The sequence below is a fragment of the Flavobacterium sp. ov086 genome (assembly GCF_900187965.1).
In the GTDB taxonomy this organism is placed as follows: domain Bacteria; phylum Bacteroidota; class Bacteroidia; order Flavobacteriales; family Flavobacteriaceae; genus Flavobacterium.
Genome location: NZ_FZNL01000018.1, coordinates 63,808 through 87,607, shown reverse-complemented (window position 1 = coordinate 87,607; position 23,800 = coordinate 63,808). Strand labels below are relative to the sequence as shown.

General features: G+C 30.8%; 27 protein-coding genes. 7 read left to right on the top strand and 20 right to left on the bottom strand.

What is annotated here, in order from left to right:
• Nucleotides 1-215 precede the first annotated feature (215 nt).
• The gene (locus CHB81_RS18565) at nucleotides 216-1,376 is read left to right on the top strand and encodes an MFS transporter (protein ID WP_089353334.1); all 1,161 of its coding nucleotides are present in this window, start codon (nucleotides 216-218) and stop codon (nucleotides 1,374-1,376) included.
• A gap of 238 nt (nucleotides 1,377-1,614) precedes the next feature.
• Here CHB81_RS18565 and CHB81_RS18560 read toward each other — a convergent pair whose 3' ends face one another.
• The 8 genes from CHB81_RS18560 to CHB81_RS18525 form a co-directional block, all read right to left on the bottom strand.
• Nucleotides 1,615-1,860, bottom strand: coding sequence for a tetratricopeptide repeat protein (locus tag CHB81_RS18560; RefSeq protein WP_089353333.1), 246 nt, complete (start codon nucleotides 1,858-1,860; stop codon nucleotides 1,615-1,617).
• A gap of 64 nt (nucleotides 1,861-1,924) precedes the next feature.
• Nucleotides 1,925-2,677: a hypothetical protein gene (locus CHB81_RS18555; protein ID WP_089353332.1), complete on the bottom strand. Its 753-nt coding sequence runs from the start codon at nucleotides 2,675-2,677 to the stop codon at nucleotides 1,925-1,927.
• Between the two features lie 60 nt (nucleotides 2,678-2,737).
• Nucleotides 2,738-3,214, bottom strand: coding sequence for a DUF6265 family protein (locus CHB81_RS18550; protein ID WP_089353331.1), 477 nt, complete (start codon nucleotides 3,212-3,214; stop codon nucleotides 2,738-2,740).
• 198 nt (nucleotides 3,215-3,412) lie between these two features.
• Entirely contained in the window at nucleotides 3,413-5,716 is a 2,304-nt protein-coding gene (locus CHB81_RS18545; RefSeq protein ID WP_089353330.1) for a type IA DNA topoisomerase, read from the bottom strand.
• Between the two features lie 164 nt (nucleotides 5,717-5,880).
• On the bottom strand, nucleotides 5,881-7,122 hold the full coding sequence (locus CHB81_RS18540; RefSeq protein ID WP_089353329.1) for a hypothetical protein: 1,242 nt from the start codon (nucleotides 7,120-7,122) through the stop codon (nucleotides 5,881-5,883).
• Nucleotides 7,123-8,043 carry a hypothetical protein gene (locus CHB81_RS18535; RefSeq protein ID WP_089353328.1) on the bottom strand — a complete coding sequence of 307 codons (921 nt, stop codon included), beginning with the start codon at nucleotides 8,041-8,043 and terminating at the stop codon, nucleotides 7,123-7,125.
• Between the two features lie 12 nt (nucleotides 8,044-8,055).
• A complete protein-coding gene (locus CHB81_RS18530) occupies nucleotides 8,056-9,084 on the bottom strand; it encodes a hypothetical protein (protein ID WP_089353327.1) in 1,029 nt (342 codons plus the stop codon).
• A gap of 374 nt (nucleotides 9,085-9,458) precedes the next feature.
• A complete protein-coding gene (locus tag CHB81_RS18525; protein ID WP_089353326.1) occupies nucleotides 9,459-9,887 on the bottom strand; it encodes a hypothetical protein in 429 nt (142 codons plus the stop codon).
• 273 nt (nucleotides 9,888-10,160) lie between these two features.
• On the opposite strand from CHB81_RS18525, the gene CHB81_RS18520 reads away from it, so the two are divergent.
• On the top strand, nucleotides 10,161-10,946 hold the full coding sequence (locus CHB81_RS18520; protein ID WP_089353325.1) for a DUF5995 family protein: 786 nt from the start codon (nucleotides 10,161-10,163) through the stop codon (nucleotides 10,944-10,946).
• A gap of 18 nt (nucleotides 10,947-10,964) precedes the next feature.
• Here CHB81_RS18520 and CHB81_RS18515 read toward each other — a convergent pair whose 3' ends face one another.
• The 5 genes from CHB81_RS18515 to CHB81_RS18495 all read right to left on the bottom strand — a co-directional run bounded on the left by CHB81_RS18515 (nucleotide 10,965) and on the right by CHB81_RS18495 (nucleotide 14,229).
• Nucleotides 10,965-11,792: a DoxX family membrane protein gene (locus tag CHB81_RS18515; protein WP_089353324.1), complete on the bottom strand. Its 828-nt coding sequence runs from the start codon at nucleotides 11,790-11,792 to the stop codon at nucleotides 10,965-10,967.
• Nucleotides 11,793-12,000: 208 nt separating this feature from the next.
• The gene (locus tag CHB81_RS18510; protein ID WP_089353323.1) at nucleotides 12,001-12,609 is read right to left on the bottom strand and encodes a YdeI family protein; all 609 of its coding nucleotides are present in this window, start codon (nucleotides 12,607-12,609) and stop codon (nucleotides 12,001-12,003) included.
• Between the two features lie 193 nt (nucleotides 12,610-12,802).
• Nucleotides 12,803-13,306, bottom strand: a complete 504-nt coding sequence (locus CHB81_RS18505; RefSeq protein ID WP_089353322.1) for a hypothetical protein — start codon at nucleotides 13,304-13,306, stop codon at nucleotides 12,803-12,805.
• A gap of 37 nt (nucleotides 13,307-13,343) precedes the next feature.
• Complete coding sequence (locus tag CHB81_RS18500) at nucleotides 13,344-13,904, bottom strand: YdcF family protein (protein WP_089353321.1); 561 nt, start codon at nucleotides 13,902-13,904, stop codon at nucleotides 13,344-13,346.
• A gap of 31 nt (nucleotides 13,905-13,935) precedes the next feature.
• A complete protein-coding gene (locus CHB81_RS18495; RefSeq protein ID WP_132022420.1) occupies nucleotides 13,936-14,229 on the bottom strand; it encodes a hypothetical protein in 294 nt (97 codons plus the stop codon).
• Between the two features lie 430 nt (nucleotides 14,230-14,659).
• Between CHB81_RS18495 and CHB81_RS18490 the strand changes: the two genes are divergently transcribed.
• Nucleotides 14,660-14,998: a hypothetical protein gene (locus CHB81_RS18490; protein WP_089353319.1), complete on the top strand. Its 339-nt coding sequence runs from the start codon at nucleotides 14,660-14,662 to the stop codon at nucleotides 14,996-14,998.
• A gap of 36 nt (nucleotides 14,999-15,034) precedes the next feature.
• Here CHB81_RS18490 and CHB81_RS18485 read toward each other — a convergent pair whose 3' ends face one another.
• The 7 genes from CHB81_RS18485 to CHB81_RS18455 all read right to left on the bottom strand — a co-directional run bounded on the left by CHB81_RS18485 (nucleotide 15,035) and on the right by CHB81_RS18455 (nucleotide 19,448).
• The gene (locus tag CHB81_RS18485) at nucleotides 15,035-15,811 is read right to left on the bottom strand and encodes a hypothetical protein (protein ID WP_089353318.1); all 777 of its coding nucleotides are present in this window, start codon (nucleotides 15,809-15,811) and stop codon (nucleotides 15,035-15,037) included.
• 91 nt (nucleotides 15,812-15,902) lie between these two features.
• Nucleotides 15,903-16,535 (bottom strand): HEAT repeat domain-containing protein, encoded by a 633-nt coding sequence (locus CHB81_RS18480; protein WP_141130420.1) that lies wholly within the window; start codon nucleotides 16,533-16,535, stop codon nucleotides 15,903-15,905.
• A 61-nt stretch (nucleotides 16,536-16,596) separates the two neighbouring features.
• Nucleotides 16,597-16,974 carry a hypothetical protein gene (locus CHB81_RS18475; protein WP_089353316.1) on the bottom strand — a complete coding sequence of 126 codons (378 nt, stop codon included), beginning with the start codon at nucleotides 16,972-16,974 and terminating at the stop codon, nucleotides 16,597-16,599.
• A 237-nt stretch (nucleotides 16,975-17,211) separates the two neighbouring features.
• Nucleotides 17,212-17,805, bottom strand: coding sequence for a hypothetical protein (locus CHB81_RS18470; RefSeq protein ID WP_089353315.1), 594 nt, complete (start codon nucleotides 17,803-17,805; stop codon nucleotides 17,212-17,214).
• Nucleotides 17,806-18,040: 235 nt separating this feature from the next.
• Nucleotides 18,041-18,271: a hypothetical protein gene (locus CHB81_RS18465; RefSeq protein ID WP_089353314.1), complete on the bottom strand. Its 231-nt coding sequence runs from the start codon at nucleotides 18,269-18,271 to the stop codon at nucleotides 18,041-18,043.
• 133 nt (nucleotides 18,272-18,404) lie between these two features.
• Nucleotides 18,405-18,668: a DUF3884 family protein gene (locus CHB81_RS18460; RefSeq protein ID WP_089353313.1), complete on the bottom strand. Its 264-nt coding sequence runs from the start codon at nucleotides 18,666-18,668 to the stop codon at nucleotides 18,405-18,407.
• A gap of 3 nt (nucleotides 18,669-18,671) precedes the next feature.
• A complete protein-coding gene (locus CHB81_RS18455; RefSeq protein ID WP_089353312.1) occupies nucleotides 18,672-19,448 on the bottom strand; it encodes a hypothetical protein in 777 nt (258 codons plus the stop codon).
• 562 nt (nucleotides 19,449-20,010) lie between these two features.
• On the opposite strand from CHB81_RS18455, the gene CHB81_RS18450 reads away from it, so the two are divergent.
• From CHB81_RS18450 to CHB81_RS18435, 4 genes are all read left to right on the top strand, one after another.
• Nucleotides 20,011-20,199 carry a type II toxin-antitoxin system HicA family toxin gene (locus tag CHB81_RS18450; protein WP_089353311.1) on the top strand — a complete coding sequence of 63 codons (189 nt, stop codon included), beginning with the start codon at nucleotides 20,011-20,013 and terminating at the stop codon, nucleotides 20,197-20,199.
• A gap of 37 nt (nucleotides 20,200-20,236) precedes the next feature.
• The gene (locus CHB81_RS18445; protein WP_089353310.1) at nucleotides 20,237-20,647 is read left to right on the top strand and encodes a type II toxin-antitoxin system HicB family antitoxin; all 411 of its coding nucleotides are present in this window, start codon (nucleotides 20,237-20,239) and stop codon (nucleotides 20,645-20,647) included.
• A gap of 251 nt (nucleotides 20,648-20,898) precedes the next feature.
• Nucleotides 20,899-21,975: a peptide chain release factor 1 gene (prfA, locus tag CHB81_RS18440; protein ID WP_026981929.1), complete on the top strand. Its 1,077-nt coding sequence runs from the start codon at nucleotides 20,899-20,901 to the stop codon at nucleotides 21,973-21,975.
• 271 nt (nucleotides 21,976-22,246) lie between these two features.
• A complete protein-coding gene (locus CHB81_RS18435; protein ID WP_089353309.1) occupies nucleotides 22,247-23,419 on the top strand; it encodes a hypothetical protein in 1,173 nt (390 codons plus the stop codon).
• Nucleotides 23,420-23,800 lie beyond the last annotated feature (381 nt).

Genomic DNA, 23,800 nt, shown 5'->3' with positions numbered 1-23,800 from the left:
AAAACAGTGCAAATGTAGAAATTAATATTTCCTTAACAAATATTATTTGACTTGATTTAGTGTACTTTTTGTTATCTTTTGGTGAACTTTTTTTAAAAACTTGCAGGAAAAGAAGTAATTGGCTTAAATTTCTGACTTTTATTAAAAAACAGGAAAAGGGTAGAAGTTATACTTCAAAAGCCTTAATTTTGTGCTTTTAAAACGAAACTCTCCCCATGATTTTACCTTTTTTGAAAAAAATACAGAATTCGCCAAAGGGATTCCGTTTAGCCAATACTGTATTTTTTTTCATCTCCGGATTTGGGTATTCTTCCTGGGTATCCAGAATTCCACATATCCAAGCGCAATTGCATTTGTCTGAAGCTGAATTTGGTGCTGTTTTATTTGCCTTTCCAATAGGTCTGATGTTGACAATGCCTTTTACAGGAATGTTATTAAATAAATATAGCAGCCGTTATATTATGTTATTAGGAGCAATCATGTTTAATATTGCTTTGTCGTTACCTGGTTTGGCTGCATTTGTATGGCAGTTAGTTATTATACTTTTAATGTTTGGAGCGTCCCGCAATATTTTTAATTTATCTATTAATGCACAATCTCTGGAGGTCCAAAAATTATATCCCAAATCAATCATAACGCGTTTTCATGCAGTTTGGAGTATTGCAGTTTTTTCCGGAGCGGGTTTTGGATACATAATGGTTACACAGAATATTACGCCTACTTATCATTTGCTAGGAGTAAGTATTTTTCTAATGGGACTTACAGCTTGTTTTTATCCTGTAAGTATTCATAATGAGCCTGTACCGGTTAAGAAAAAGTTCTTTTCGATGCCTGAAAAAAATTTGATAAAGTTTGCTTTGATCTGTTTCGTTTCTATGGCTTGCGAAAACACCATGTACGATTGGAGTGGTATTTATTTTAAGAATATATTGAAAGCTTCTCCCAAACTAACCAGTGCAGCATTTGTGTTTTTTGCAACTGCGGTAACTTTAGGACGTTTGTTTGGAGATTATGGCGTAATGAAATTTGGAACAAAACGAATTTTGCTTTACAGTGGTATTTTGATCACTTTAGGATTTGGTATTTGTTTTGTAATGCCATATGCTTATCCAACTATTTTTGGTTACGTTTTAATTGGATTTGGAGTTTCCTGCGTGGTTCCGTTAGTGTTTAGTATCGCCGGAAGATCTTCAAAATTAAGTAGCGGTTCTGCATTAACCTCTATATCTACAATTGGTTATCTTGGCTTTTTACTTGTTCCGCCAATGGTTGGCTTTATCTCTGAATATTTAAGCATGAAATGGGCATTTTTTGTAATGGCGCTTTTAGGTATTCTGATGATTTTTATGGTGAATAAAATAGGGGAGAAGGAGTAGATCTTTGAAGTTTCTAAGATTCTGAGTTGCTGAGGTTCTAAGGTTTTTTCTTTTTTAACGCTGATGCGAGCGTCTCGCTCGTGAACTTTTTTTTGTTTTGAACTGGACTAAAGTCCAGCCCTACAATATTTTCCGAACCTCTGGTTCTTTTATGTTGGTTTTAGAATTCCTTTGTTTTCTATTTTTAGTATCTAAATCCAAGGATGTTTTAAAAAAAATCTTTGAAAAATTTTTATTTTTACTGGCAATTATTCAAATAAAGTTCTTTTCCATTAACTTGACCTAAATCCGAAATTTGTTTCCATACTTTGCAAGTATTTTCTTTATCTCCTAATCCAGCATATGAGGCTGCCTTATTGTAAAGTGCATCGATATTTCTAGGATCTGCTTCAAATGATTTTTCAAAGAAATCAGCAGCGCTTAAAAACTTCTTTTCTTGAAATAATTGAATTGCTTTTTTGAAATAGTTTGAACCTTCTGCCATTTTAGGAAGTGTTATTCCGTACTTATTATCAAATCTATTTACATCATTTGTAAAGAAAAGTATATTAGTTGCTCGGCCAATTTTTTTTTACTTCAAAAACAAACGGTAATTCAACAGATTCATATGCCATAAAATCTTTTAAATCCCAGTCTTCAAAAGAATTATTGAAATAGTTGCTTATTCTTTTTAGTTGTATTGAGTCCTTTCTTGTAGAATTAGTGATTTCTGTTTTTACTTTTTTCTCTTTTGGAAAAATGATAATCCTTCCACTTAAACGAAGATTGTAATAAGAACTATGCTTATTAAAATCTTCATTCAGCAGTTTCATAAAAGACTCTTTGATTTTAGGAGTAAAGTTTGATGAAGCTACTATATGAGTTTGATTTTTGTATTTTTCTTTATAGTCAGCAATCATGGTTTCTTCCCTTACAAGATATAATCTTTTTAATTTTTCATCAGGAGTATCATTAATTTTTTCGCATAAAGTTAGCGAGTCAGCAGTAAAACGTTCTACTATATATCCTGAATATTGAGATGTTTGAATTACATTGTCTATTAGTTTATAATCCAGAAGGCATTTTGATAAATTTTCTTTGTAATCAAGTTGACTGAATAAACTCATATTCATGCAAAACTTATTTGTACCAATAACAAATCTTGTATTAATTGAATCTATTGGAAATCCAGTGTAAAGCCTGCTTCCATCTTTCATTTCAGTTTTAAAGTTTATCCAATTCCCTTCTATGTTTGATATGGTAGTTTGAGCTACGTTTATATTAAAAAAAAGTAGAGATGTAAAAAGAAGTATGTATTTCATGAATAAGGAATAATGTATTTAAAAGAAAGATGCTATAAATTAATTAGATCTGCGATTAAGTTATTTCTTAGTCATAACAAACTTCTCAGAACTAACTTTCCCTTGTAAATTTCCTGAAATTTCAGCTGTCAAAGTATTATTAGCTCCCTTTGTATAAGTGATTTTTTGAGGATAATCGTGCTTTGGATTTTCAAAAACCAACTGTTTGTCAGATTCAGAAGTTGAAGGAAAGGCAACAGGTTTATCATCATTTTGACCTTTTACGGTGGCAAAATAAGTTAGAGTTTCACCTTTTTGAGCCAAAATAATGTTTTCTAAATGCAAAGTGTCTTTTCCTTTTATGAAGTATGATGCAGCGCTAAAAGTGCTGTCGTTTAGTTTGATCCAGTTTTCAGTAAGTACTCCGTCTGGTGAAGTATTTTCCCAGTTTCCGATAAGCCAATCTGCTATTTTGATTTTATCTTTCTCAACAGATTCCTTTTTTTGACAAGAAACAACCGCTACTAAAAGCACTAAAAGAGTAATTTTCTGAAACATATATTTTGATATTTGGTTTTAAATTAAAAAGCTAAGTTATTAAAAAAAAGTTAGCAACGAATTTCACAAATTTTAGCGAATTAATTGTTTGAAATGGCGAATATTTAATACAAGAAAACGGGTACAGACTAAAATGATTTAAGCCAAAGTAAAAAAGAATAATTCGCGAAAATTTGTGGAATTCGTGGCGAAAAAAAACTATACACTTTCACTCAAAATTGAATAAACCAATTCTTTAGTTGGTTTTTGATCTTTTAATCTGGCTCTAACATCATCAAAAGTCACTTTAAAATCACAACCTGATTTATAATCGCTGCATCCATAAGCGGTATTCCCTTTTAAGATTGTTCCTTTTTTACATTTTGGACATGTTAATGCATCTGATTTTGTTTCAGGTTTTGGTTTTGAAGCCGTTTTTTTAGGCTCTAATTTAAGCTTGTAATTTTCTTCAAAGCGAATCAATCCTTCGACTGTTCCTGCTTCGGTTTTAAAGCCTTTTATATTGACTGTAGAACCTTTTTGAACTAATCTTAAATATTGACTTTCTGTTATTTTTTTCTCCGCAAAAGTATATGGCAGTACAAAATCGCAGCCTGCTTTATAATTACCGCATCCGTAAGCGGATTTTCCTTTTATAAGCGTTGCTTTTTTACATTTCGGACAGGTTTCGGCCAAAATTCCGGCAGCTTTCTTTTTCTCTACTTTTACAACTTCTTTTTGAACGGTTGCTGCATGCGAAATATTGGCGTGTCTGGTTTCGCTTCGTACTTCAAATACCAAAGCTTCAACCATGCGCTTCATGTTTCTGATAAATGCAGCAGCGGTAAATGTACCTTTTTCAATATCTTTCAATTGCTTTTCCCAAGAACCCGTAAGTTCAGCTGATTTTATTAATTCGTTCTGAATCGTATCAATAAGCTGAATTCCTGTTGGCGTTGGTAAAACTTGCTTTTTATTTCGAACAATGTATTGACGTTTAAAAAGTGTTTCAATAATATTCGCCCGAGTTGACGGACGACCAATACCGTTTTCTTTCATCAATTCGCGCAAATCTTCGTCGTCTACTTGTTTTCCAGCAGTTTCCATTGCACGAAGTAAAGTCGCTTCTGTAAACTGATTGGGTGGCTTAGTTTCTTTTTCAAGAAAAGAGGGTTCATGAGGACCTTTTTCTCCCACAACAAAACTAGGTAATATATCAGCTTCTTTTTCTTTAGCATTCGGATCTTCAAATACAACACGGAATCCTTTTTTGAGGATTTCTTTTCCGGTAGTCTTGAACATAACTTCGGCAGCTTTTCCAATTACTGTAGTATTGGCAACCAAACAATCATCATAAAAAACCGCAATAAAACGTCTTGTAATAATATCGTAAACTTGTTGCTGATTATACTGCAAATTAGCTTCTATTCCGGTTGGAATAATAGCGTGGTGATCCGTTACTTTTTTATCGTTGAAAACCTTAGGTGATTTTTTGATCTTTTTACCTAAAAGCGGTTGTGTTAACTCAGCATAATGCGTTAATTTTTGCAAAATCCCAGGTACTTTCGGGTAAATATCATTTGGTAAAAAAGTGGTATCAACTCTGGGATATGTAACTACTTTTTGCTCGTACAGCGTTTGTACAATTTTAAGCGTTTCATCTGCCGAGAATCCAAATTTTGTATTGCAATAAACCTGTAAACCTGTTAAATCAAAGAGTTTTGGAGCGTATTCGTTTCCGTTCTTTTTTTCGACAGATACAATTTCGAATTCGCTTTCTTTGACTTTATTAGCCAAAAGTTCTCCATCTTCCTTTTTCAGAAAACGACCTTCTTCATAACTAAAAAGTGTTTCTCTGTATAAAGTCTGCAATTCCCAATAGGGTTGAGGTTTAAAATTTTCGATTTCTTTCCAACGATCGACCACCATTGCTAATGTTGGCGTTTGCACGCGCCCAATAGACAATACTTGTTTGTAACCGCCATGTTTTACAGTGTACAAACGTGTGGCATTCATACCTAATAACCAGTCACCAATGGCTCTTGAAAATCCGGCGTAAAATAAATTATCGTAATTGGCAGAGGGTTTTAAATTTTCAAAACCTTCTTTTATGGCTTCTGTGGTAAGGGATGAAATCCATAAACGCTGTACTTCGCCTTTGTAATGTGCTTCATTCATTACCCAACGCTGAATCAATTCTCCTTCTTGTCCGGCATCCCCGCAGTTTATAACCACTTCGGCTTTGTCGAAAAGACTTTTTACAATTTTAAATTGCTTTTGAATTCCTGAATTCTCAACGACTTTGGTTTCGAATTTTTCTGGAAGCATGGGCAGATTGTTTAAATCCCAGCTTTTCCAGTGTGGTTTGTAATCGTTAGGTTCTTTTAAGGTACATAAATGTCCAAAGGTATAGGTCACGGCGTATCCGTTGCCTTCATAATATCCGTCGTGTTTGGTATTAGCTCCCAAAACGGATGCGATTTCACGTGCTACACTTGGTTTTTCGGCAATACAGACCTTCATTTTTTCTCCTTCGTTATTTAATAGGCGAAATTAGGGATTTAGAAATTGGTATTGAAATTTTTGTTTGGCTTTTGCCACGAAGGCGCTAGGGCGCAAAGTTTTTATATAGAATGTTTTTTAATCTCGTAAAGACTTTGATAGTTGATATAAAACTGTAATTCATGTTATGCATTTATAAAATTAAAAGAATTCTCATTGCTATTAAAAAACAGAAAATAAAACACTGTTAACACCCATAAAACAAAAAACAGAATGGATAATACAATAAAAACTTTAGAAGAATCTTTTGTTTTGGTTTGTCCTTTATTTTGGAATTTGCTGTTGGGTTGTAACCAATCGTGATTTAATTGATGTTGGGTGGTTAGATTAGTCTTCGGTTGAATATTGTTTAGAGTATTCAAATATTGTGGCTTGGTATTTTGATTCACAAAGTTTATGAACTCACGTTTATTTTCAGAATGAAACAACTTTATGTCTTCAATTTTTTTATTTGAATTTACATAATTTATAGCTTCTCTTATTTTTTTTGAGAACTCATGATATTTATTTTCAACAATTTGAATCTGTTTTCTCGATTCTTCAATTTTTCTGCCGTTTTCCTGATGCAATCTTGAATTTTCTTCAATACTGTCTTTAAGTGCCTTAACAGTTACTCTTTTGTTTTCTTCAAGCTCTGTTATTTCTTTTTCGAAATCATTTACCATTACCTGTAATCGTTTCTTTTTCTCTTCTCTTAAAGCTTGTATTTCAGTATTAAATCCTTCTTCGGTTACGGTTTTATAAAGGCCTTTGCTATGAGTAAATTTTGCAATTTCTTCATTATCGGTAAAAAAAACAGTATCGAAATTATTTAATAACTCTAATGCTTTTTTTAAATTTTGCTGTAGTTTATTGGTTTCTATCGAAGAATAAACTACTAAACAGGCATTTGATGTATTGAAGTTTGACGGTTCATCAAAACTTTTTAGATTAAAGCTAAGTTTGTCGAAATCCTGAGGCAGATCAACAGAAAAGTTGTCTGAATGATTCACCATTATCGTTTTATCCTCAACGTTTTTAGCAGCTAATATTTTATGAAATTCGTTTAGTTTAGTAATCGTAAGATGATCTTCGGCAATTTCATTTGTAAAAAAAATGCTTGCCCCAATAAAAGTTCCTCCTCGATCAGAATTTTGTTCTTTTGCAAAGGAGTATTTTGAGTATGCAATTGAATTTAAGCCATTTGCTGTTTCTTTACGAATAGAATATATGGTACTGTCTTCAAATAGTTTTATTGCGTTAGTGTTTAAATCGAATGTTTTGATTGATTTTGCCACATTTTGATTCCCAACCCTAAAAAAAGTTTGTCTAAAACCATAGGGATTTCCAAATGTTCCAAATGCTAATAAATATATATTTTGTTCCATTTAAAAGTTAAATTTTAATCGTTCCCAAAAAGTACCTTCATAATCTAACGGATAACCAACAATGCTTTCATAAAGCCAATTAGATAAAATTTGGGCAGGAGCCAGATTTAAAAGTGTAATTCTCTCCCCGTTTCCATTGTTTTCAATGCTGCCAATTGTAAAATAAGTTTTATTTAATTCATACGAGTTTATTCTGGTATTAGTTCTGGGTAATCGTTCGTTAATGAAGTTTTCTAATTCATCTTCATTTGAAACATCTGTTCTACCGGATTTATCCCATTTAGAAACCACTAAAATCACATTTATAGATTTTAAATTTTTCCCTTTTCTTTCCAGTTCATCCAGAAATTCATTTATTAATGTATCTTCTAAATGTGCCATGTCAAAACTGGTAACAATTATAAAAGTCAAAGGTATATTGGCATTTAAATAAGCTTCAATACTACTGTGATAAGTTCCGCCTCTGCTAATATCTTTATGATTTTCGCCAGAAGTTTCCAGAAAAGTTAAGTTAATGGGAGGAACCCTTTTTGACTTATTATTAGGCTCAAATATTAAATCTAATCGTGTCACCTGATCGCGCGTTGTTCTGTTTGGGAGAATGCCTTGTCTGATATTTTCAAAAAAATCAGCCAATAGAACTTGTGCTTCTTTTGAATTTGGAGTTCCTAATTTGGGGCGTAAAACTCCGGCTTGTGAACTTAAGTAATAGAGCATCGAAGAAAGAATAACTGATTTTCCGGATTCGCCAACACCAAAAAAGAAAACAAAATTACTGTCTTTGTTTTTAATCTCATTGGTACTTGCATTTGCCAAAGGAACAAAATCAGTTTTTATTTCATTTTTTGTTTCAAATGAAATTGGTTTTATTCTTTCATCATCAAAAATCAAAGGCTTTAAATTGTTGCTATCGTTAACCATTTTTATATAATTTTAGTTTTTTGCAATTAATACTTTACCATTTCTTTTGTTTCCGCCAAATACACTTGTACTATTATTATTTGCATTGTTTGTAGTGACTAATAATACAATTATGACAATAACAAAATCTAATAAAATACAACCCATTAGTACAACAAATTGGTACATTCCGAAGTTTTTAATAGCGTGGTCAAAAGCAAACCCAATTTTTCCAACGTCTTGTGTTTTTGAAATTTCGGGAGTGAATTTAAATTTATCTTCGCCTAAAACGGTATGAGCACGATTGCCTAACTTGTTGTATTCGGTTAGTGATTCGTCAATTAAGCCCTGAGAGATATCGTCTTTTTCTTTTTTAGAAAGCAGTAATAAATCCTGAATCTTTTTATTCCATTTTAAGACCGCATTATTGATGTCAGTTTTTAAAGCTTTTTCTTCCGGAGAAAGGTCAGAAATCATATTATCTATTTGGCGTCCCATTCGTTCGGCCAGGTCATCATAATCGTTACGGACAGGAGTAAGAAAATCTACTTTTTGACCCGTTAATTGTTCTATATCTCTTATCAAAGACTGTGCTCTGGTTCCTATTCCTTTATTCCCCGGATCTTTTATCTGCTCCATCATCTGCTTTTTCTTAATTTCAATATTTTGAGCAGTTGCGCCGTTATATTTATAACTTAATTTAGATTGAACATCTGATTCCAGATTATTAAAACGCTCATTTATATCCCTTAATTCGGTTGTGTAAATATCGGTTCGCATAAATCTTGTGTACAGAGCATTAAAATTTGCCATAAAACAAAAAGAAGCGATAAAAATATAAATACCGACTAGACTTGAAGTCGAACGCCCTTCGGTTTTGGCAACTCTTAGCATCCAGACTAAAAACAATAATAAAAGGGAAAGTACTAAGGCAATTATAAAGGATGCAGGACCAAAAATCTGGTCTAGTCCAAGCCAGGTTTGGTAAAAACTTACGCTAATTAATAAAAAGGCAAGTATTGCCAAAAAGAGATCGGTTGCTTGAATTGGTTTTTTACTCATTGCAATTAAATTTTAGAATTAATAATTGGTTTTAATTAGTTTTTTTCGGTTCGAAAAGAATTTATTTGATTCATTTATAGAAACAAAAAAGTCGAGACAAACCATTATAAAATAACTATTTGTGATAAATATTACTTCAAAACTACCGTCTTATGATTCGTAAATTTTACGGAAATCCGTAATTGCTCTTTATTAGCAAAAATGCTTTGGATAAAAAGGACTGAACTTTATTAGTGTTTATTCAAGGTTGAAAAGAAGATCGAGTATTCAGAAAATTATTAGAAAGGGAAACATATTTTTCAGGAAAGTTTCGTATAAAAAAAATGTGCAAATGTCTTTTTGACTTTTGCACATTTTTCTAAAGGCTTGTTTTTTTATATCTTGAAAATATCAATTTTTTGCATCCACGGGATTCCGGATTCCAAAAACGTAAGTCTTGTTTTTACTATTTGATCTGTTTTGTCTCTGGGATTTTTGGTCACAAATCTTGCTGTAGAATTATTAAAATCTAAAGTATATTTTTGGTCAATGTCTTCTTGTTTATTCGTCGAAAAAGTAATCATATTATTTTTTGCGCTCCATTTTCCTTTTCCGTATTTGTTTACTTCGGGCGGAATTCCGCCCTGTATCTTTGTGTAGTAATGAAACATAAATGTTCCGTCTTGATTTAAGGTCAATTTATATTCAATAATATGTTTTCCTTCTTCACCAAGTGAGCGTGAGTATTCACCAGCAAAATTGTTGGTTTGTGCAGATAATGCTAAGTTGAAAATAAAAAGTAATGCGGCAAGTATTAGTTTCATTGGTTTGGTTGTTAATTCTTTAAAATGATTTTAAGATGTTTCAAACTTAGTGACTTTTAATTCACAAACCTTACGGGAAGCCGTAAGTGAAAGTGTAAAGATTTGTTAAATTTTATAACGATTTTATAAAATAGTGAGCTTTATTAAACTTATAGTTTTTTCAGAAGAAGTTTTTCCTGAATAAAAAAATAATAAGATAATTGCTTCAAAAAATACTCTTCAAAGATTAAAAGAATTATATTCGTTCTACCAAAAAAATAATCCTAACCAATTATGAAACAAGCAACTACTATAGACGAAGTAATTCAGTTTTTGGATGAAATAATAGAAAGATCAAAAGTAGAACAAAGCAATCTTGGTTTGTTTGCTACGTTATATCGCGAAGTTACTGTAAAAGTAAAAGAAGGTATTCAGGATGGTTCTTTTCAAAATGGGGAACGAATGGAAAAACTGGATGTCATTTTTGCTAATCGGTATTTAAAAGCCTATTACCAATATAGAGCTAAAGAAAAACCATCAGAATGTTGGGGATTTGCCTTTGAACAAGCAGAGAAATTCTGGCCAATAGTTGTGCAGCATTTATTACTGGGAATCAACGCGCATGTAAATCTTGATTTAGGAATCGCCTCAGCCCAAGTAAGTACAGTAGAAGATATTGAGAGTTTAAAACACGATTTTGACCAAATAAACGCCATTCTTAGTAATCTGGTTGGAGGTGTCGAAAAATGCTTAATCAAAATTTGGCCAACGCTCACGATGATCCTAAAATGGACAGGCAAAATGGACACTTTTTTTATTGATTTTAGTATGCAAACTGCCAGAGACGGCGCTTGGAAATTTGCCAATGAATTTGTGGCAGTTCCTGAAAACGAGAGAGAAGCCTGTACAAAACTAAGAGACGATAGAATAACAGAAATCGCCCGATTAGTTTCAAACCCCGGATATTTTGTTAGCGCCGTTTTTAAATTCATTCGCTTATTTGAAAGAGGAACTATCGCTCAAAAAATAATTGATATGCAGATCATCGAACAAAAAAATATGGAATGTGCTGTTGTCTGATTTCAGTAAAATAACATTTTATATTATTTCAACTAAGCTGTTTTTACGATCATTTGTTAAGGCAATTACTATTGCAATACCACAGAAAAGCAACGCAATAAATGCACGAACAATTTCATTTCCACCACCTACAGATGGATTTGCAATGGCATCAGGAATATGAAAGAATAGAAAAAACAGTAAAAGCGTAAGTGCTAAAAGAAGCGCAATTGGTTTTATTAGTATTTTGAAAATAATTGATACTCCGGAAATGACAAGGGCAACACCAAAAAAATAAGTCCAAAACATTGGTGCTGGTAACCATTTTGGAACCATTGTAACAAGAAATTGGGCAAAAGCAAAATGACTCAATCCAAATAATATCATAAGAATCGAATAAAAAACGCGTCCACATGAGATAAGTTTTTCTAATACTGATGTGAAATTATTTTCGGTTTTAGCCGAAGTGTTTTCTGTAAATGATCCTGCCATTACAAATGCACCACCGCTATAAGTCAATTCTTCGAGAGCATCTATCCAAACTTGAAAATCTGGGGTTTTATCCGCACTAAGCATTATAATATAAGGTAGGTGAGAAGTGAGGATCGCCACAAGAAAACAAAAGCCTAAATAAAGACAGACTTTTTTTGTGTCTATAAATTTAATTTTAAATACTCCCGAAATAATAATTCCTGCAAATATTAAAGCTATTCCGGTAACAATAGGGAAGATAATATTGTTATGAGCCCAGAAAGGAGATGGAGATAAAATTTCTGAACGAAATTTTTTGATAACAAGTTGATGAATTCCCAAAGTAATGATACCGATACCATAAAATAGCCGGCCAATTTTAATAAGTTCTTTCATTAATAGCAGTGTTAGAAAATAATCAAAGAATAGATTTTTGGAATTTATCAAATGTATAAATTAATTCATAAAGTGCTGATTTACTGTATGTGTTTTGTTTTAACAATTTTTAATCTTATTGTTTGTTTAGTATTTTTTCGTTAGAACTTGTATCAAGTCAGGTCACATAATAACTACGATAATAGAAACACTTTGGAGAACGGAGTCTTTATTTTTTTGATTGCCAAAATCTGTCTTTCCCTTCTCTTATCCATTCTAATGATTGCGTAATTCTTTTTTGTCTTGTTTCGTCTGTTTTTGCATCAGCAATCCAGATTATATAATTTTTACGAAAAGAAGGAGACTTGCTTTCATAAATTGAAAAAGCAATTTTGTCTTGTTCTAATGCTTCAATAAATTCTTTTGGAGCAGCGACTTCTACTTTTTCTTTTACTACTTTTGGCTTTGATATTCCACTAGAGTTTAGTTCCATAGCTTCTTTAAAGTATGCTGCGAGAATTTTTTTATCAGGTAACTCAGACAAATCTTTTACCTTATCCATATATCCGAATTTTTTTCCTGCTTTTACACTTTCCTGGATCATTTTATCTTTCATTAGCTCAGCTTTGTATAAGCTAAAAGAACAATGTTGTTTAAATCCAGCCATCATCACCAAGTGATCACCTTTGTAAGCATAATGAGGAATTCCCCATTTAATATCTTCTTCAACATCAGGACAAGTCTCAAATATAATTTGTCGAAGATGAGTGAGTATAGGTTTTGCAAAATCAGCCATTTTAAAAATATACTCGTCTACTTTTTTATTGTGGTTTGACATAGTTTAAATATTTATAGATGTTTTTATATTAATTCGTCTAATTTTTCGAAGGGAAGACTTCGAAGAGCTGATTCCTAATCTAAAGATAATTTAATTTTTATATTTTCTGTCAATGTAGTTTCTGTCAATGATTTACGGCTTTCAAGATATGAATTAATTTGTAAAATACTGCTTTATTGTGTGTTTTTTCGTATTATCCAATGATGCCAAATTCTATGTCCTCGATTAATGAACCCCAAAAATAGGCGTTATCATTTTTTAATAAATCCGGATCAATTTCTAACAATTGTGCTTCTAAAAACTTAGCGTACTTTTTAAAATTAGAATTCTCCCTATAATTGCCAAAATGTTTATTAGGAATGACATTTTTCCACAAATGATCGTAAGTGTACAATTGCAAAACCAGATGTTTAAGTGATTTTGCTAAGAAGCAATTAAGATTATTTTTTGTAATATTTCGCGATTCTAAATTAAGAATAATACTGTTTTCAGAATGGACTTTTCCAATTACAATTTCTGATGGAGATAATAAAGAAATATTAGTTGTAAAATTAAAATCCAAAATGGTATTGGGTAAACCAATCTCTGTAATAATTACAATTTCTTCTTGGGTTAATGTCTCGTTGATAATAAAATTAATGTCTCTTTTTATTAAATTAGGACCAAAATAGTTTAATATTTGGTTTTCAAATATCATATGGAAATTTTATTTTAAGCATTAAAATATATCGTTTTTATTGCGTGTAGTAACCCACAAATTCCCTTAATAAAGAATATAGATCTTTGAATTCGAAGTAATTTGGACTCACGCCATTAACATCTTGAAAACCATGTTTTTTGAATAGCATTTTTGTTCTCGTGATATGAAAATATTGCGATACTACGATTATGCTTTCAAAGTGTAAACTATCTCGTAATTTAGTTACATTATCTGCCGTTGCACGAGTATTGTTTCCTAAATTGTCGACAATTATTGCAGTATCAGGAACTTTATTGGCAACTAAAAATTCTTTCATTTTGTCTCCTTCATAAAAACCTTCCTTGCCAAAACCGCCACTTACAATTATTCTTTTTACGCGCTTATTTCGATATAAATTTAGCCCACATTCTAAACGCTTTTCAAGACGTTCGGATAAGGTTCCGTCTTCGTTTACTTTGTTGCCAAGAATAACAGCAACATCTGCACTTTTTCCGTTATCATTCAAACCATCAATTGTGATAAATATGGTGTGTGCCATAAACCATATTAAAAATAGAATAGGAAGATATTTAAATACTTGTTTCCAGTTTTTCATAGAATGATTTTACAAAATATTTCTTCATTTTTTAAATTTTATCCCTTATTGCGACAACAATTTCTTTATAATTATCATATTGATCAGGGCTAATTAGTAATTCTTCGCCATTTTCCAGAAGTATCGTACTTTCAAAATAACCAGTAGTTATTTGTCCTGCATCACTATAAGATCCTTGAATGCGTTCTGTTTGAATATTTGCCATAGACGAAAAAGGAATAAATTCTGTTTTATGTGAAGCTAAACTTATTTTTTGTATGCCTTTTTCTAAAACAATAATTTCAGTGACTGCACGAAGTTTCTGAATGTGAAAAAATATACTCAATGCTAAAAAAATAATTGATCCTAAGCCTACTATAAAATCTTCAGTTCGAAAACTATTAAAAAAACTATAAAAACAAAAGAAATCAAATATGATATAAAACATGTTAATTCTAATTAAATAAAGAGTTCTAAATTTCGAATGTATTTTCATTTAATGCAAAGAATATTTTAATTGTTATAAGTCTGATTCAATTTTTTCTCACTTGCGAAAATGAAAATTTTGCAAGTATTATAAATCTTTAATTAAATCGCCCGGATTTATTTTTAAAGATTGAGCGATTTTGGAATATTTAATTATGACGAATATAAAGTTAAAAATTTGAATTGTAATTATTTTTTGATGCATTCAGTTGCATACAACCGATTGTATACAATCACTTAAAAGTCATCTATTACTTGTAATTTCGTTTTGAAGAAAAAAATAGAAAATAATGGAAATACAATATAAAGAAAAGGTCACAGAATTTCTGGAATCAATGAAAAGAATCAATAAATTCAATAAACTAAAATCAGAAAATAATAGTGACAATTCGTTTAGTGTAAACCTAAAAGTATCCGGTTATAACGAATTAAATTTAATGGTTTCAAGTCTTCTAAAAGCAAGTATTATTTTGCTTAATGACGATGCCCGAAGTCAGGCAACTTTTTCATTTAATGAAGCGGATAATAATGTAATGACTTTGCTTGAAATTGCTTTACAACTTTTACCAGAAGATGAAATGGAAGTATTGGATGATTTGCATGAGATTTATTTGTCGAATGCTAAATAAATCTTGTAATGGCTTGCGTAAGGGAAGGTAATGCCGTTAAAAGGATCGTGTTAGAATTATTTTATTTTGGCTTAAACTATCAATCAGGAATCTATGACCATAAATGAATTCTTCTCCGTTTTTATTATCGTCGCCATTCATTATTAAAAATTTATTTCCATCAAGAACATCAATTCTATAGTCATAATAAATACTTTTTCCATTTTTATGAAGTATCACTTTTTCGTCTTTAATGAATTCAATATATTCAGAAGATGGATTTGTAGTTAGTTTTTCGACAATGTATTCAGATTTATTATTTACATCATTTAGTAATACGTTAGCTTTCCAATTTCCTATTAATAAATTAGAGATTTCATTATTTAAAATCTGCTTTTTCTTTTCAAGATCTTGTAGATAATTACCAAAGATTTGTTGTTTAACATCAAAAAATGAATAAACTTTCCAATCACATTCATATATTTTTACAACTTTATTATCCACAAAAATAGAATAATACTGCACATCTGAGCTTGAATTTATTTCATCGCATTTATTTTTAAATTTTTCGCTTAATTCTAGAAATGAATTCAAAGTTTTAATATCAGCGCTTGTCAATATAATTTCTGAAGACAATAATTTATCGGCATTAGGTCGAGTTATTTTACCATAAACTTTATTATCATGAATTTCAAAACTCATTTCTTCACTGCTGTGACTTTCATCGCCGTGAGTATATTTTATTTGTAAAGTGTTAGTAAATCCAGGTTTTGTTTGGCAACTAACAAAAAGTGACGAAAAGCTAATAATTACTAAAGCTAATGTTTTTTTCATGTTTATTTAATTCAGATACTTTCTGAAGTCTTTCGATTTTGTACAGATTATTATTTCGATTATATTTCTATTGGAATGTTCAGGTTAATTGTTATTCATATCTTTTTTTTATTTCTTCAATAGCATATTTTGCAGAATGCTTTACATCTCTTTTTCTACTTTTTAAATGTTTTTCTAAAAAAGGTATCGCTTTTAATGTTCCTATTTTATTTAGAGTAGCATTTGTATAAATTATGTTATATACATCATCAGAATTATCAAGAATATCAATTAATGTGTTTTCGGCAATGCTATCAAATGAGTTTTTTAAGGATTGTATAGCGCTGTACCGAATTAACCATTTGTCACTTTTTGTTGCTTGAATTAAAGGTTGTAAATCTGTCCCGATTGGTTTTTTGATATTTGCAATTCTGTCTAATAGAGATGAAATTATATATTTATCGGTTTCTTTATTAACGCGGGAAATTAAATGGTCTAAGGCTTTTAAATCATTTGTGTGCTTTGTAATATGACCAAGAAGAAAATACGCACGATCTCGCTTCTTTTTATCTTTTTCATTGTCAATAAATGCAATTAATTGCGGAATGTATTCTGCATTTTCAACATTTTCGGCTTCTCTATAAGCTTTCCATGAAATTGTTTTGGAGCTATCATAACCAGTTTCCATATTATGGTCGCTCCTGTCCAACATTCTGTCAATTATGTCTATTAAGTAATTATTCATTTATTTGAACTTTTTAACTTTAGGTTGTAATTTGTTTTTTATGATAGAATGTGGAGGGATTTTATTCTAAATTATTCCAACCACTTTTATTGTCTTTTTTTAATTGTAATAATCCAAAAAGGATTATCACGCAAATCACAATAAAAAATGGCGACATAATTCGATTACTGTTTAATATTTGTAATACAAATAATATCATGCTAATACTGAAAATACCCCAAAATCCTAATTTTACCCATTTAAAAAGCATTATTGAGAACACGATTCCTAATAATGCAAGTGAACCATGGATTAACATCATATTTTCTGAAATTTGATATTTAGCAATCTTAGACATTTCATCACTTTTAAAGAAATAAAGAATTGTACCAAATGAATAAGCAATTATTAAATAAATTAACCAAGCCGTTAAACATCCATGTCTTTGTTTCTTTTGCATTTTTTATTTTATGTTAGGTTTAAAACTTTGTTTCAATAGTATAACTTAGAATCTGTTTATTTTGGTTCTATTGAATCTATTATTATTATTATTATTATCCTATTACAAAGATTCATAAAAAGTCAGAGACTTTTATCAAATTTATAGTTTTTAAGAACATAAAAATTACGCAAAGTCAGAGACATTTGCGTAGCGCTTCGTAAAGAACACTTCGGAGAGCGGGGGAAAGTGTGCAATTTAGATCTTAAAAATTTTTTTAGATTTTTCCCACTCAATTTTGAAAATATCTCGTGATATAATTACAATTTCTCTTAGTTTTTCTTCTACATTCTCTTGAGTAATATTTTTGAGTTGTTTATTGCTACTGTCTAACATTGAATCAATCTCGTCTAATATTGTATTTAAATCATTATGTTTTGTTTCTTTAATGTTGAGCTGCATTTTTATCCTATTTGAAAGAACATAAAATTTAGAATGTGCTTCTAAATATTTAAGATATATATCGTTATCGGTTTCATTAATATATTCTGAATAAAAAAATACTGCACTCAATGCATAGTTGTATAGGTTACTAATATCTTCCTTTAGTGTTTCTATCCATTTTATTCTGGCGGTTGAAACTATATTTGATTTAACTTGGTATAGTGCTACTAATCCAGCAATTAAAGCGATTATTATTGTTAATGAATTTTCTAGAATTTTTTCTCCAATAGATGTTTCAGAAGGAAATTGATTGATTATAATTTTATATGAAGCATTTTTTAATGGAACTGAAATTACTTTGTAATTGTTTATAGTGTCTTTAATGATTTGTATCTTGTCGATAACCATAGCTTCTTAAATTATAATTAGTATTAAACTTATTGTTAACGTTCTGCTTCTACAGTAGGTCTAACAGTAGGTCTGAGATTAGATTTAGCCATATTTTGGAATTTGCCCTACTCGTACACAAACAGATTGTTTTTTTCTTTTTATTATTACGTTATTTTGATTGCGCTTACGAATGGAAGGCTTGCGCTAATGGGAATAAATCCGCGCTATTGAACGTAAAGAAATATCCGTGTCGTTATTCTATGTATTTGATTTTTATTTTTGCAAATTCAGTTATTAAATCGCTAGAAATGATATTTAAATCGCTTCTATTCAGTCCGAATTTTTCAATATAATTATCTACAAAGTCATGCACTGTATTTTCTGCTTCGGCTAATTTTTTAATACTATCAGTTTCATTCGATGCATTGAATTCATTTTGAAGATGTGCATTCAAATCTTTTCTGAATTGTTTTAGATTACTCATAGTTTATTAATTAGATAATATGTTAAAACCTCATAGCGCATATTTGCAATCTGCGCCATAAAGATTGAATTTTTTCTTTGAAAATAAGTGAGTTCATAAGCGCGACGATCATACCAGCGGGGGATTTTTACTATTATTTTTGTTTATTAGCTTTTAAGAATTCCCAAACTTTAGTATTCATTCTTCCGTAATAATTTGTTGGATTTAACTCTACAATGAAAATGCTTTTATTTTCATATTCTTCTGTAATTTTTTCATAAATCTCTTTTGCGGATAATTCGCTAGAAACTATCCAATTATCTGAAAAATATTTTACCCAATCTCCAAGACCTTTAACTCTATTATCAAATATTTGGCTATCGGAGACGTCATATTTTATTATATATAACTTTTTCATTTATTAAACTTTTTTTATTTGATATTGAGTTTTGAATTCTGTTAATCGTGGTTTCCAAATTCCAGTCCACTCCATTTCAATTTTAAAAGATATTGAATTGTGATTTTGTGCATACAAACCAAAAGTCGCATACCAAGTTCCTTTTATTTGTTCTTTATGATTTTCAATTCCACCAATTATAACTTTAGAAGGATATTTTGTTGTTTGAGAATCTGGAGTTGAAATTTTTTCTGGAGCAGTAATTTTTGTTATATCAATAAGTTTTTTAGCTCCTGCAGGTAAAATCATTGATGTAGATTCTGTTCCATTCCATAATAATGGTTTACCATAGCATTCAATTTGCTGAATAATATTAGTATCTTTTTCTTTAAATTCTAATTTTTCAATAAATATTTCGGTATTAATTGATGGTAAATTGCCATTGTTTTTAATTTCAATTCGGGATATATATATTTTAGCAATTAAGTTATCGGTTGATGAGCCTGATTCAGAATTATTATTAAATTCTTCAATCGTCATTTGTGATGGTTCTGAAAAATCTAAAATTGGTCTTTTCCAATATTCTCTCAAATCATCTTTAAATAATGCAACAACAACTGCACAGAAAGTTATAAATGCTGCAATAACAGAAACAATAAATTTATAATATTCAGATTTATTTAAAACTTCGTTTTCTGGAAAATTTGGTTTTAAGATATCAATTGGAAAAATCTGTCCAAAAATGTATCCTACGACAAGCGGAACAACAATTATTGTTCCTTTTTTAATGTATTTATTCATTCAAATAATTTTAAAGATTTATTTCAATTTAATTTATTTTCTTATGCTTAAATATGTATTATAAATAGCCTGTATATTTATTATATACGAACAAAGTTTCACAAATCTATTTTAAAATTGGTCTTATACCGAGTTTTGTTTTTTAAGATCTAATACCAAAAGAATTGATTGAAAATATTTTTCATAAACATAGCTCCTTTTAATTCACGAATTTTATGGAAATCCGTAAACTCTTAATCTAAATTATTAGACGTGATAGCGGTAACATCCTTTTATGTAAAACCGCATTTAAATAAAAAAAACAAACATCGTTTTTATTTCAAATTTACCACCAAGTAAAAACACCTGATTTTTAATTAAAATAGTTTTTGCTAAAAGTAAATATCTTTAATTGAATGATTTTACGGAAATCCATAAATACCTCAATTAATTCAATGTATAACATTTTTGTTATATAGCAAAAATGTTATATATTTACATGCTCTAAAAGCAAGAAATCTAATAATATTTAAATACCACAAATATGAAAAAAATACAATTGTGGTAATTTAAATTAAAGCAGATGGCTTCAGTAAATGAGTTGTTGAAACTTCTCAAAGAGGATGGTTGGTTTCTTTATAAAAATGGTGCGAACCATGATTTGTATCGGCACGCAACAAAACAGAATCAACTTACTATTCCCAGACATGGTAGTAAAGAAATAGCAAATGGCACTTTAAATAGTATTTTGAAAGCAGCAGGACTTAAATAGTTCTACAGCTTATTTTAAATGTAAAATTCAGACGAATATGAATACACAAAAAAGGATAATCTCGGTTGTTATTGAAAAAACTGCTACAGGTTTTTCAGCTTATGCAAAAGAAATTGATGGATTGGCTACAGTTGGTAATAATATATCCGAAATAAAAGCAAATTTTAATGAGGTTCTTCAATATCATGTAGAATATCTACAGGAAAAAGGAGAAAAGGTTACAATAACTGATTTCGATATTAGTTATCAGATTGATTTAGAGCAGGTATTTGATTATTTTAGTGTAATCAATAAATCGGCTTTTGCAGAGCATTATGCAGGAATAAATCAAAGCTTATTCCGGCAATACACGAAAGGTTTAGCAACTTTGTCAAGTGACAAGATGTTGCAGATCTCTAAAGGATTACACAAATTAGCCGACGAATTAAGTGATCTGACTTTGGTGTAAATTTGAGAAAAAAGATATAATTAAAACTGAAACCCATAGCCCTGATAGAAGCGGCATCCTTTTTAGGCAAACGAATTTTTCTTGTTTTACGATAAATCTTCTGCCTAAAAAGATATAGCGAATAGCAGGAAACAGCTCCAAAAAACCATCATATTTCCACTAAAATTTCTACCTAAAAAACACAAAAAGTTAATGATAGAATTTTAAACAAAAATTTCGTAAATTTGCACTCCAATAAAAGGAATTAGAAAATGTTAGATAGACTTCAAATAGTAAAACAACGTTTTGACGAGATTTCGGATTTGATTATCCAGCCGGATGTTATTTCTGATCAGAAACGTTATGTGCAATTGAATCAAGAGTACAAAAACTTGAAAGCATTGGCTGAAAAGCGTGATGAATATGTGCTTTTGATGGCTAATATAGATGAGGCAAACGAAATTATTGCTGACGGAAGTGATGCAGATATGACCGAAATGGCCAAAATGCAACTTGATGAAGCAAAAGAAAGATTGCCGGAACTTGAGGAAGAAATCAAGTTTATGTTGATCCCTAAAGATCCTGAAGATGCTAAAAACGTGATGGTCGAGATTCGTGCCGGAACGGGTGGAGATGAAGCGAGTATTTTTGCAGGAGATTTGTTTAGAATGTATACTAAATATTGTGAGAACCAAGGTTGGAGAACTTCGGTTGTAGATATGAACGAAGGAACTTCAGGAGGTTTCAAAGAGGTTATTTTTGAGGTTTCGGGAGAAGATGTTTACGGAACTTTGAAGTTTGAAGCTGGTGTTCACCGTGTACAACGTGTTCCTCAGACTGAAACTCAAGGTCGTGTGCATACATCGGCTGCTACAGTTATGGTTTTACCGGAAGCTGAGGAGTTTGATGTACAAATTGATATGAACGATGTTCGTGTTGATTTCTTCTGTTCTTCTGGACCTGGAGGACAATCTGTAAATACGACGAAATCTGCTGTACGTTTAACGCACATTCCAACGGGATTAGTGGCGCAATGTCAGGATCAGAAATCACAGCATAAAAATAAAGATAAAGCGTTGAACGTTTTACGTTCTCGTTTGTACGAACAAGAATTGGCTAAGAAAGAAGCTGAAGATGCTACAAAACGTACTTCTCAGGTGAGTTCCGGTGACAGATCTGCTAAGATTCGTACTTACAACTACGCACAAGGTCGTGTAACAGATCACAGAGTTGGTTTGACACTTTACGATTTAGGAAATATCATGAATGGTGATATCCAAAAAATTGTTGCCGAGTTACAATTGGTTAACAATATGGAGAAATTAAAAGAAGCTTCTGAGGTATTCTAAAAGAGGTTCTGAGGTTCTGAGGTACTTAGGGATTCAGGTTTTATCTTGGATGTTATTATAATAGGGCCGAACTACTTGTAGTTCGGCTTTTTTGTTGGTGTGAATTGTTGGATATACGTGGTTTGTGTTAAATTTAGATTTCTGTTATATTTTTTTTAAAATATTAAGATAAAAGTGTAATTTCGGCTTTTTTAATGAGAAAATTATTGCGTTTGTATTAACATGTAATGACCTGACATGATAAACGGGTCGGCTTAAAGAAAATATATTTATGGAGTTCAAAAAAGGAATGTTATTGTTATTACTAATTTTAGGAATGGCGTCATGTACGAATGATTCACAAGACGGAAATACTAAACCTGAAATTGTCTATGCAGATGTAAAACCAACACAAGCAAAATACAAAGCTTTTTATGGTGAAAGAATTGTAAAGATTAAAAGTACAGGGCGTCCTAACAATGCAGATCCAACTCCACAACCTATTCCGGATATTGTTAAACCTGTTTCGGTGATTTATTATCCGCTTACTCAAACCATTTCATTTTCTAATATATTTGAAAATACCAGGGTAGAGTATAAGGTAACGGGAATTGTTGTAAATAAAGGTATATCGGTTATTTATAGTTTTAAAATAGGTGAAACTGTATATACCTGCAAAATCACAGAGAAAACGTTTATTTCGCCAGCTACTGTTACGGTATATTTTGCCGGTGGATCGTACCAATTTGATGTGACGAATTCTGAGAAAATGAAAATTGCAAAATTGTTGTCAAAACAAACCAATACTTCGGCAGCAAACAGCAAGAGAAATTTTACGATACAATACACATATGCTGATACACTTTTGGTAAAATCGGTACGTAATTATTTCGATTCAAAAACAGGAGTTGCTGCGGTTCAGGTTTCTGATTATGTGTATAATGCAGGGAAAATAGCCAGCAAAACAATTAGCAACGGAGAAGGTTCGATACTAAAAAAGGTTGCGTATGAATATACAAACAACTTAATTACAAAGGCTACAACTACAAATGCTGCTGGAAATGTAACAGCGATTGATACCTATGAATATGATACACAAGGCAGGGTCATTACTATACATTATGGAGATAGTTCCGGGACAATTTTTGATATGATCCGACACCATATTTATGAGAAAAACAAAATGACGACAATTTATACAGATGATAAAGAGTCATTTTATGATACCGAAATATCTGTTTATAACAGCGATCGTAAGCCTTATTTAATATCACAAGATGAGATTTTGGACCCGTTTTATTACTTAGATATTACTACAACAAGTATTACTCATGAAGACGGAACGGTTTCTGGTTTTCCTGAAAATTCTTATGAATATTCTGCTGATGGGTTACTTATTAAAGTCTTGCACAAAATTGATGTATCAAATCCGGACGTTTTGATTCGTGAATACGACGAAGAATAGGTTTCTTAAAGGTTCAAAGGCTTAGAGGGACAAAGGTTCAAAGGATTTCTGTAGAGATGCACAGCTGTGTATCTTAATGAGAGGTTTTAAGATTAAAGAAAAAAGGCTGTTTCACAAAGTGAAACAGCCTTTTTTTATTAAATCATCCTTATACCTCTGGAATTTTATTGTATTTATATAGCCCAAGGTTGAAACCTTGGGCTATGTTAAAATAATATATAAAGAGCTCTTTTTTTCTTATTAGCACAGTGTTATAAAAAGAAAAAGAGACTGTTTCATATATGAAACAGTCTCTTTTTGGGTTCGGAATTAAGTCTTATAATAAGCTTGCAAAGAAACCTAAGCAACTCAGAGACTTAGTAACTCAGGACCTTTAAAAAA

Excerpts from the sequence above, each read along its gene's own strand:
- CHB81_RS18565 (WP_089353334.1), top strand. The coding sequence starts at position 216 with ATGATTTTACCTTTTTTGAAAAAAATACAGAATTCGCCAAAGGGATTC.
- CHB81_RS18560 (WP_089353333.1), bottom strand. The coding sequence starts at position 1,860 with ATGGCAGAAGGTTCAAACTATTTCAAAAAAGCAATTCAATTATTTCAA.
- CHB81_RS18555 (WP_089353332.1), bottom strand. The coding sequence starts at position 2,677 with ATGAAATACATACTTCTTTTTACATCTCTACTTTTTTTTAATATAAAC.
- CHB81_RS18550 (WP_089353331.1), bottom strand. The coding sequence starts at position 3,214 with ATGTTTCAGAAAATTACTCTTTTAGTGCTTTTAGTAGCGGTTGTTTCT.
- CHB81_RS18545 (WP_089353330.1), bottom strand. The coding sequence starts at position 5,716 with ATGAAGGTCTGTATTGCCGAAAAACCAAGTGTAGCACGTGAAATCGCA.
- CHB81_RS18540 (WP_089353329.1), bottom strand. The coding sequence starts at position 7,122 with ATGGAACAAAATATATATTTATTAGCATTTGGAACATTTGGAAATCCC.
- CHB81_RS18535 (WP_089353328.1), bottom strand. The coding sequence starts at position 8,043 with ATGGTTAACGATAGCAACAATTTAAAGCCTTTGATTTTTGATGATGAA.
- CHB81_RS18530 (WP_089353327.1), bottom strand. The coding sequence starts at position 9,084 with ATGAGTAAAAAACCAATTCAAGCAACCGATCTCTTTTTGGCAATACTT.
- CHB81_RS18525 (WP_089353326.1), bottom strand. The coding sequence starts at position 9,887 with ATGAAACTAATACTTGCCGCATTACTTTTTATTTTCAACTTAGCATTA.
- CHB81_RS18520 (WP_089353325.1), top strand. The coding sequence starts at position 10,161 with ATGAAACAAGCAACTACTATAGACGAAGTAATTCAGTTTTTGGATGAA.
- CHB81_RS18515 (WP_089353324.1), bottom strand. The coding sequence starts at position 11,792 with ATGAAAGAACTTATTAAAATTGGCCGGCTATTTTATGGTATCGGTATC.
- CHB81_RS18510 (WP_089353323.1), bottom strand. The coding sequence starts at position 12,609 with ATGTCAAACCACAATAAAAAAGTAGACGAGTATATTTTTAAAATGGCT.
- CHB81_RS18505 (WP_089353322.1), bottom strand. The coding sequence starts at position 13,306 with ATGATATTTGAAAACCAAATATTAAACTATTTTGGTCCTAATTTAATA.
- CHB81_RS18500 (WP_089353321.1), bottom strand. The coding sequence starts at position 13,904 with ATGAAAAACTGGAAACAAGTATTTAAATATCTTCCTATTCTATTTTTA.
- CHB81_RS18490 (WP_089353319.1), top strand. The coding sequence starts at position 14,660 with ATGGAAATACAATATAAAGAAAAGGTCACAGAATTTCTGGAATCAATG.
- CHB81_RS18485 (WP_089353318.1), bottom strand. The coding sequence starts at position 15,811 with ATGAAAAAAACATTAGCTTTAGTAATTATTAGCTTTTCGTCACTTTTT.
- CHB81_RS18480 (WP_141130420.1), bottom strand. The coding sequence starts at position 16,535 with ATGAATAATTACTTAATAGACATAATTGACAGAATGTTGGACAGGAGC.
- CHB81_RS18475 (WP_089353316.1), bottom strand. The coding sequence starts at position 16,974 with ATGCAAAAGAAACAAAGACATGGATGTTTAACGGCTTGGTTAATTTAT.
- CHB81_RS18470 (WP_089353315.1), bottom strand. The coding sequence starts at position 17,805 with ATGGTTATCGACAAGATACAAATCATTAAAGACACTATAAACAATTAC.
- CHB81_RS18465 (WP_089353314.1), bottom strand. The coding sequence starts at position 18,271 with ATGAGTAATCTAAAACAATTCAGAAAAGATTTGAATGCACATCTTCAA.
- CHB81_RS18460 (WP_089353313.1), bottom strand. The coding sequence starts at position 18,668 with ATGAAAAAGTTATATATAATAAAATATGACGTCTCCGATAGCCAAATA.
- CHB81_RS18455 (WP_089353312.1), bottom strand. The coding sequence starts at position 19,448 with ATGAATAAATACATTAAAAAAGGAACAATAATTGTTGTTCCGCTTGTC.
- CHB81_RS18450 (WP_089353311.1), top strand. The coding sequence starts at position 20,011 with ATGGCTTCAGTAAATGAGTTGTTGAAACTTCTCAAAGAGGATGGTTGG.
- CHB81_RS18445 (WP_089353310.1), top strand. The coding sequence starts at position 20,237 with ATGAATACACAAAAAAGGATAATCTCGGTTGTTATTGAAAAAACTGCT.
- prfA (WP_026981929.1), top strand. The coding sequence starts at position 20,899 with ATGTTAGATAGACTTCAAATAGTAAAACAACGTTTTGACGAGATTTCG.
- CHB81_RS18435 (WP_089353309.1), top strand. The coding sequence starts at position 22,247 with ATGGAGTTCAAAAAAGGAATGTTATTGTTATTACTAATTTTAGGAATG.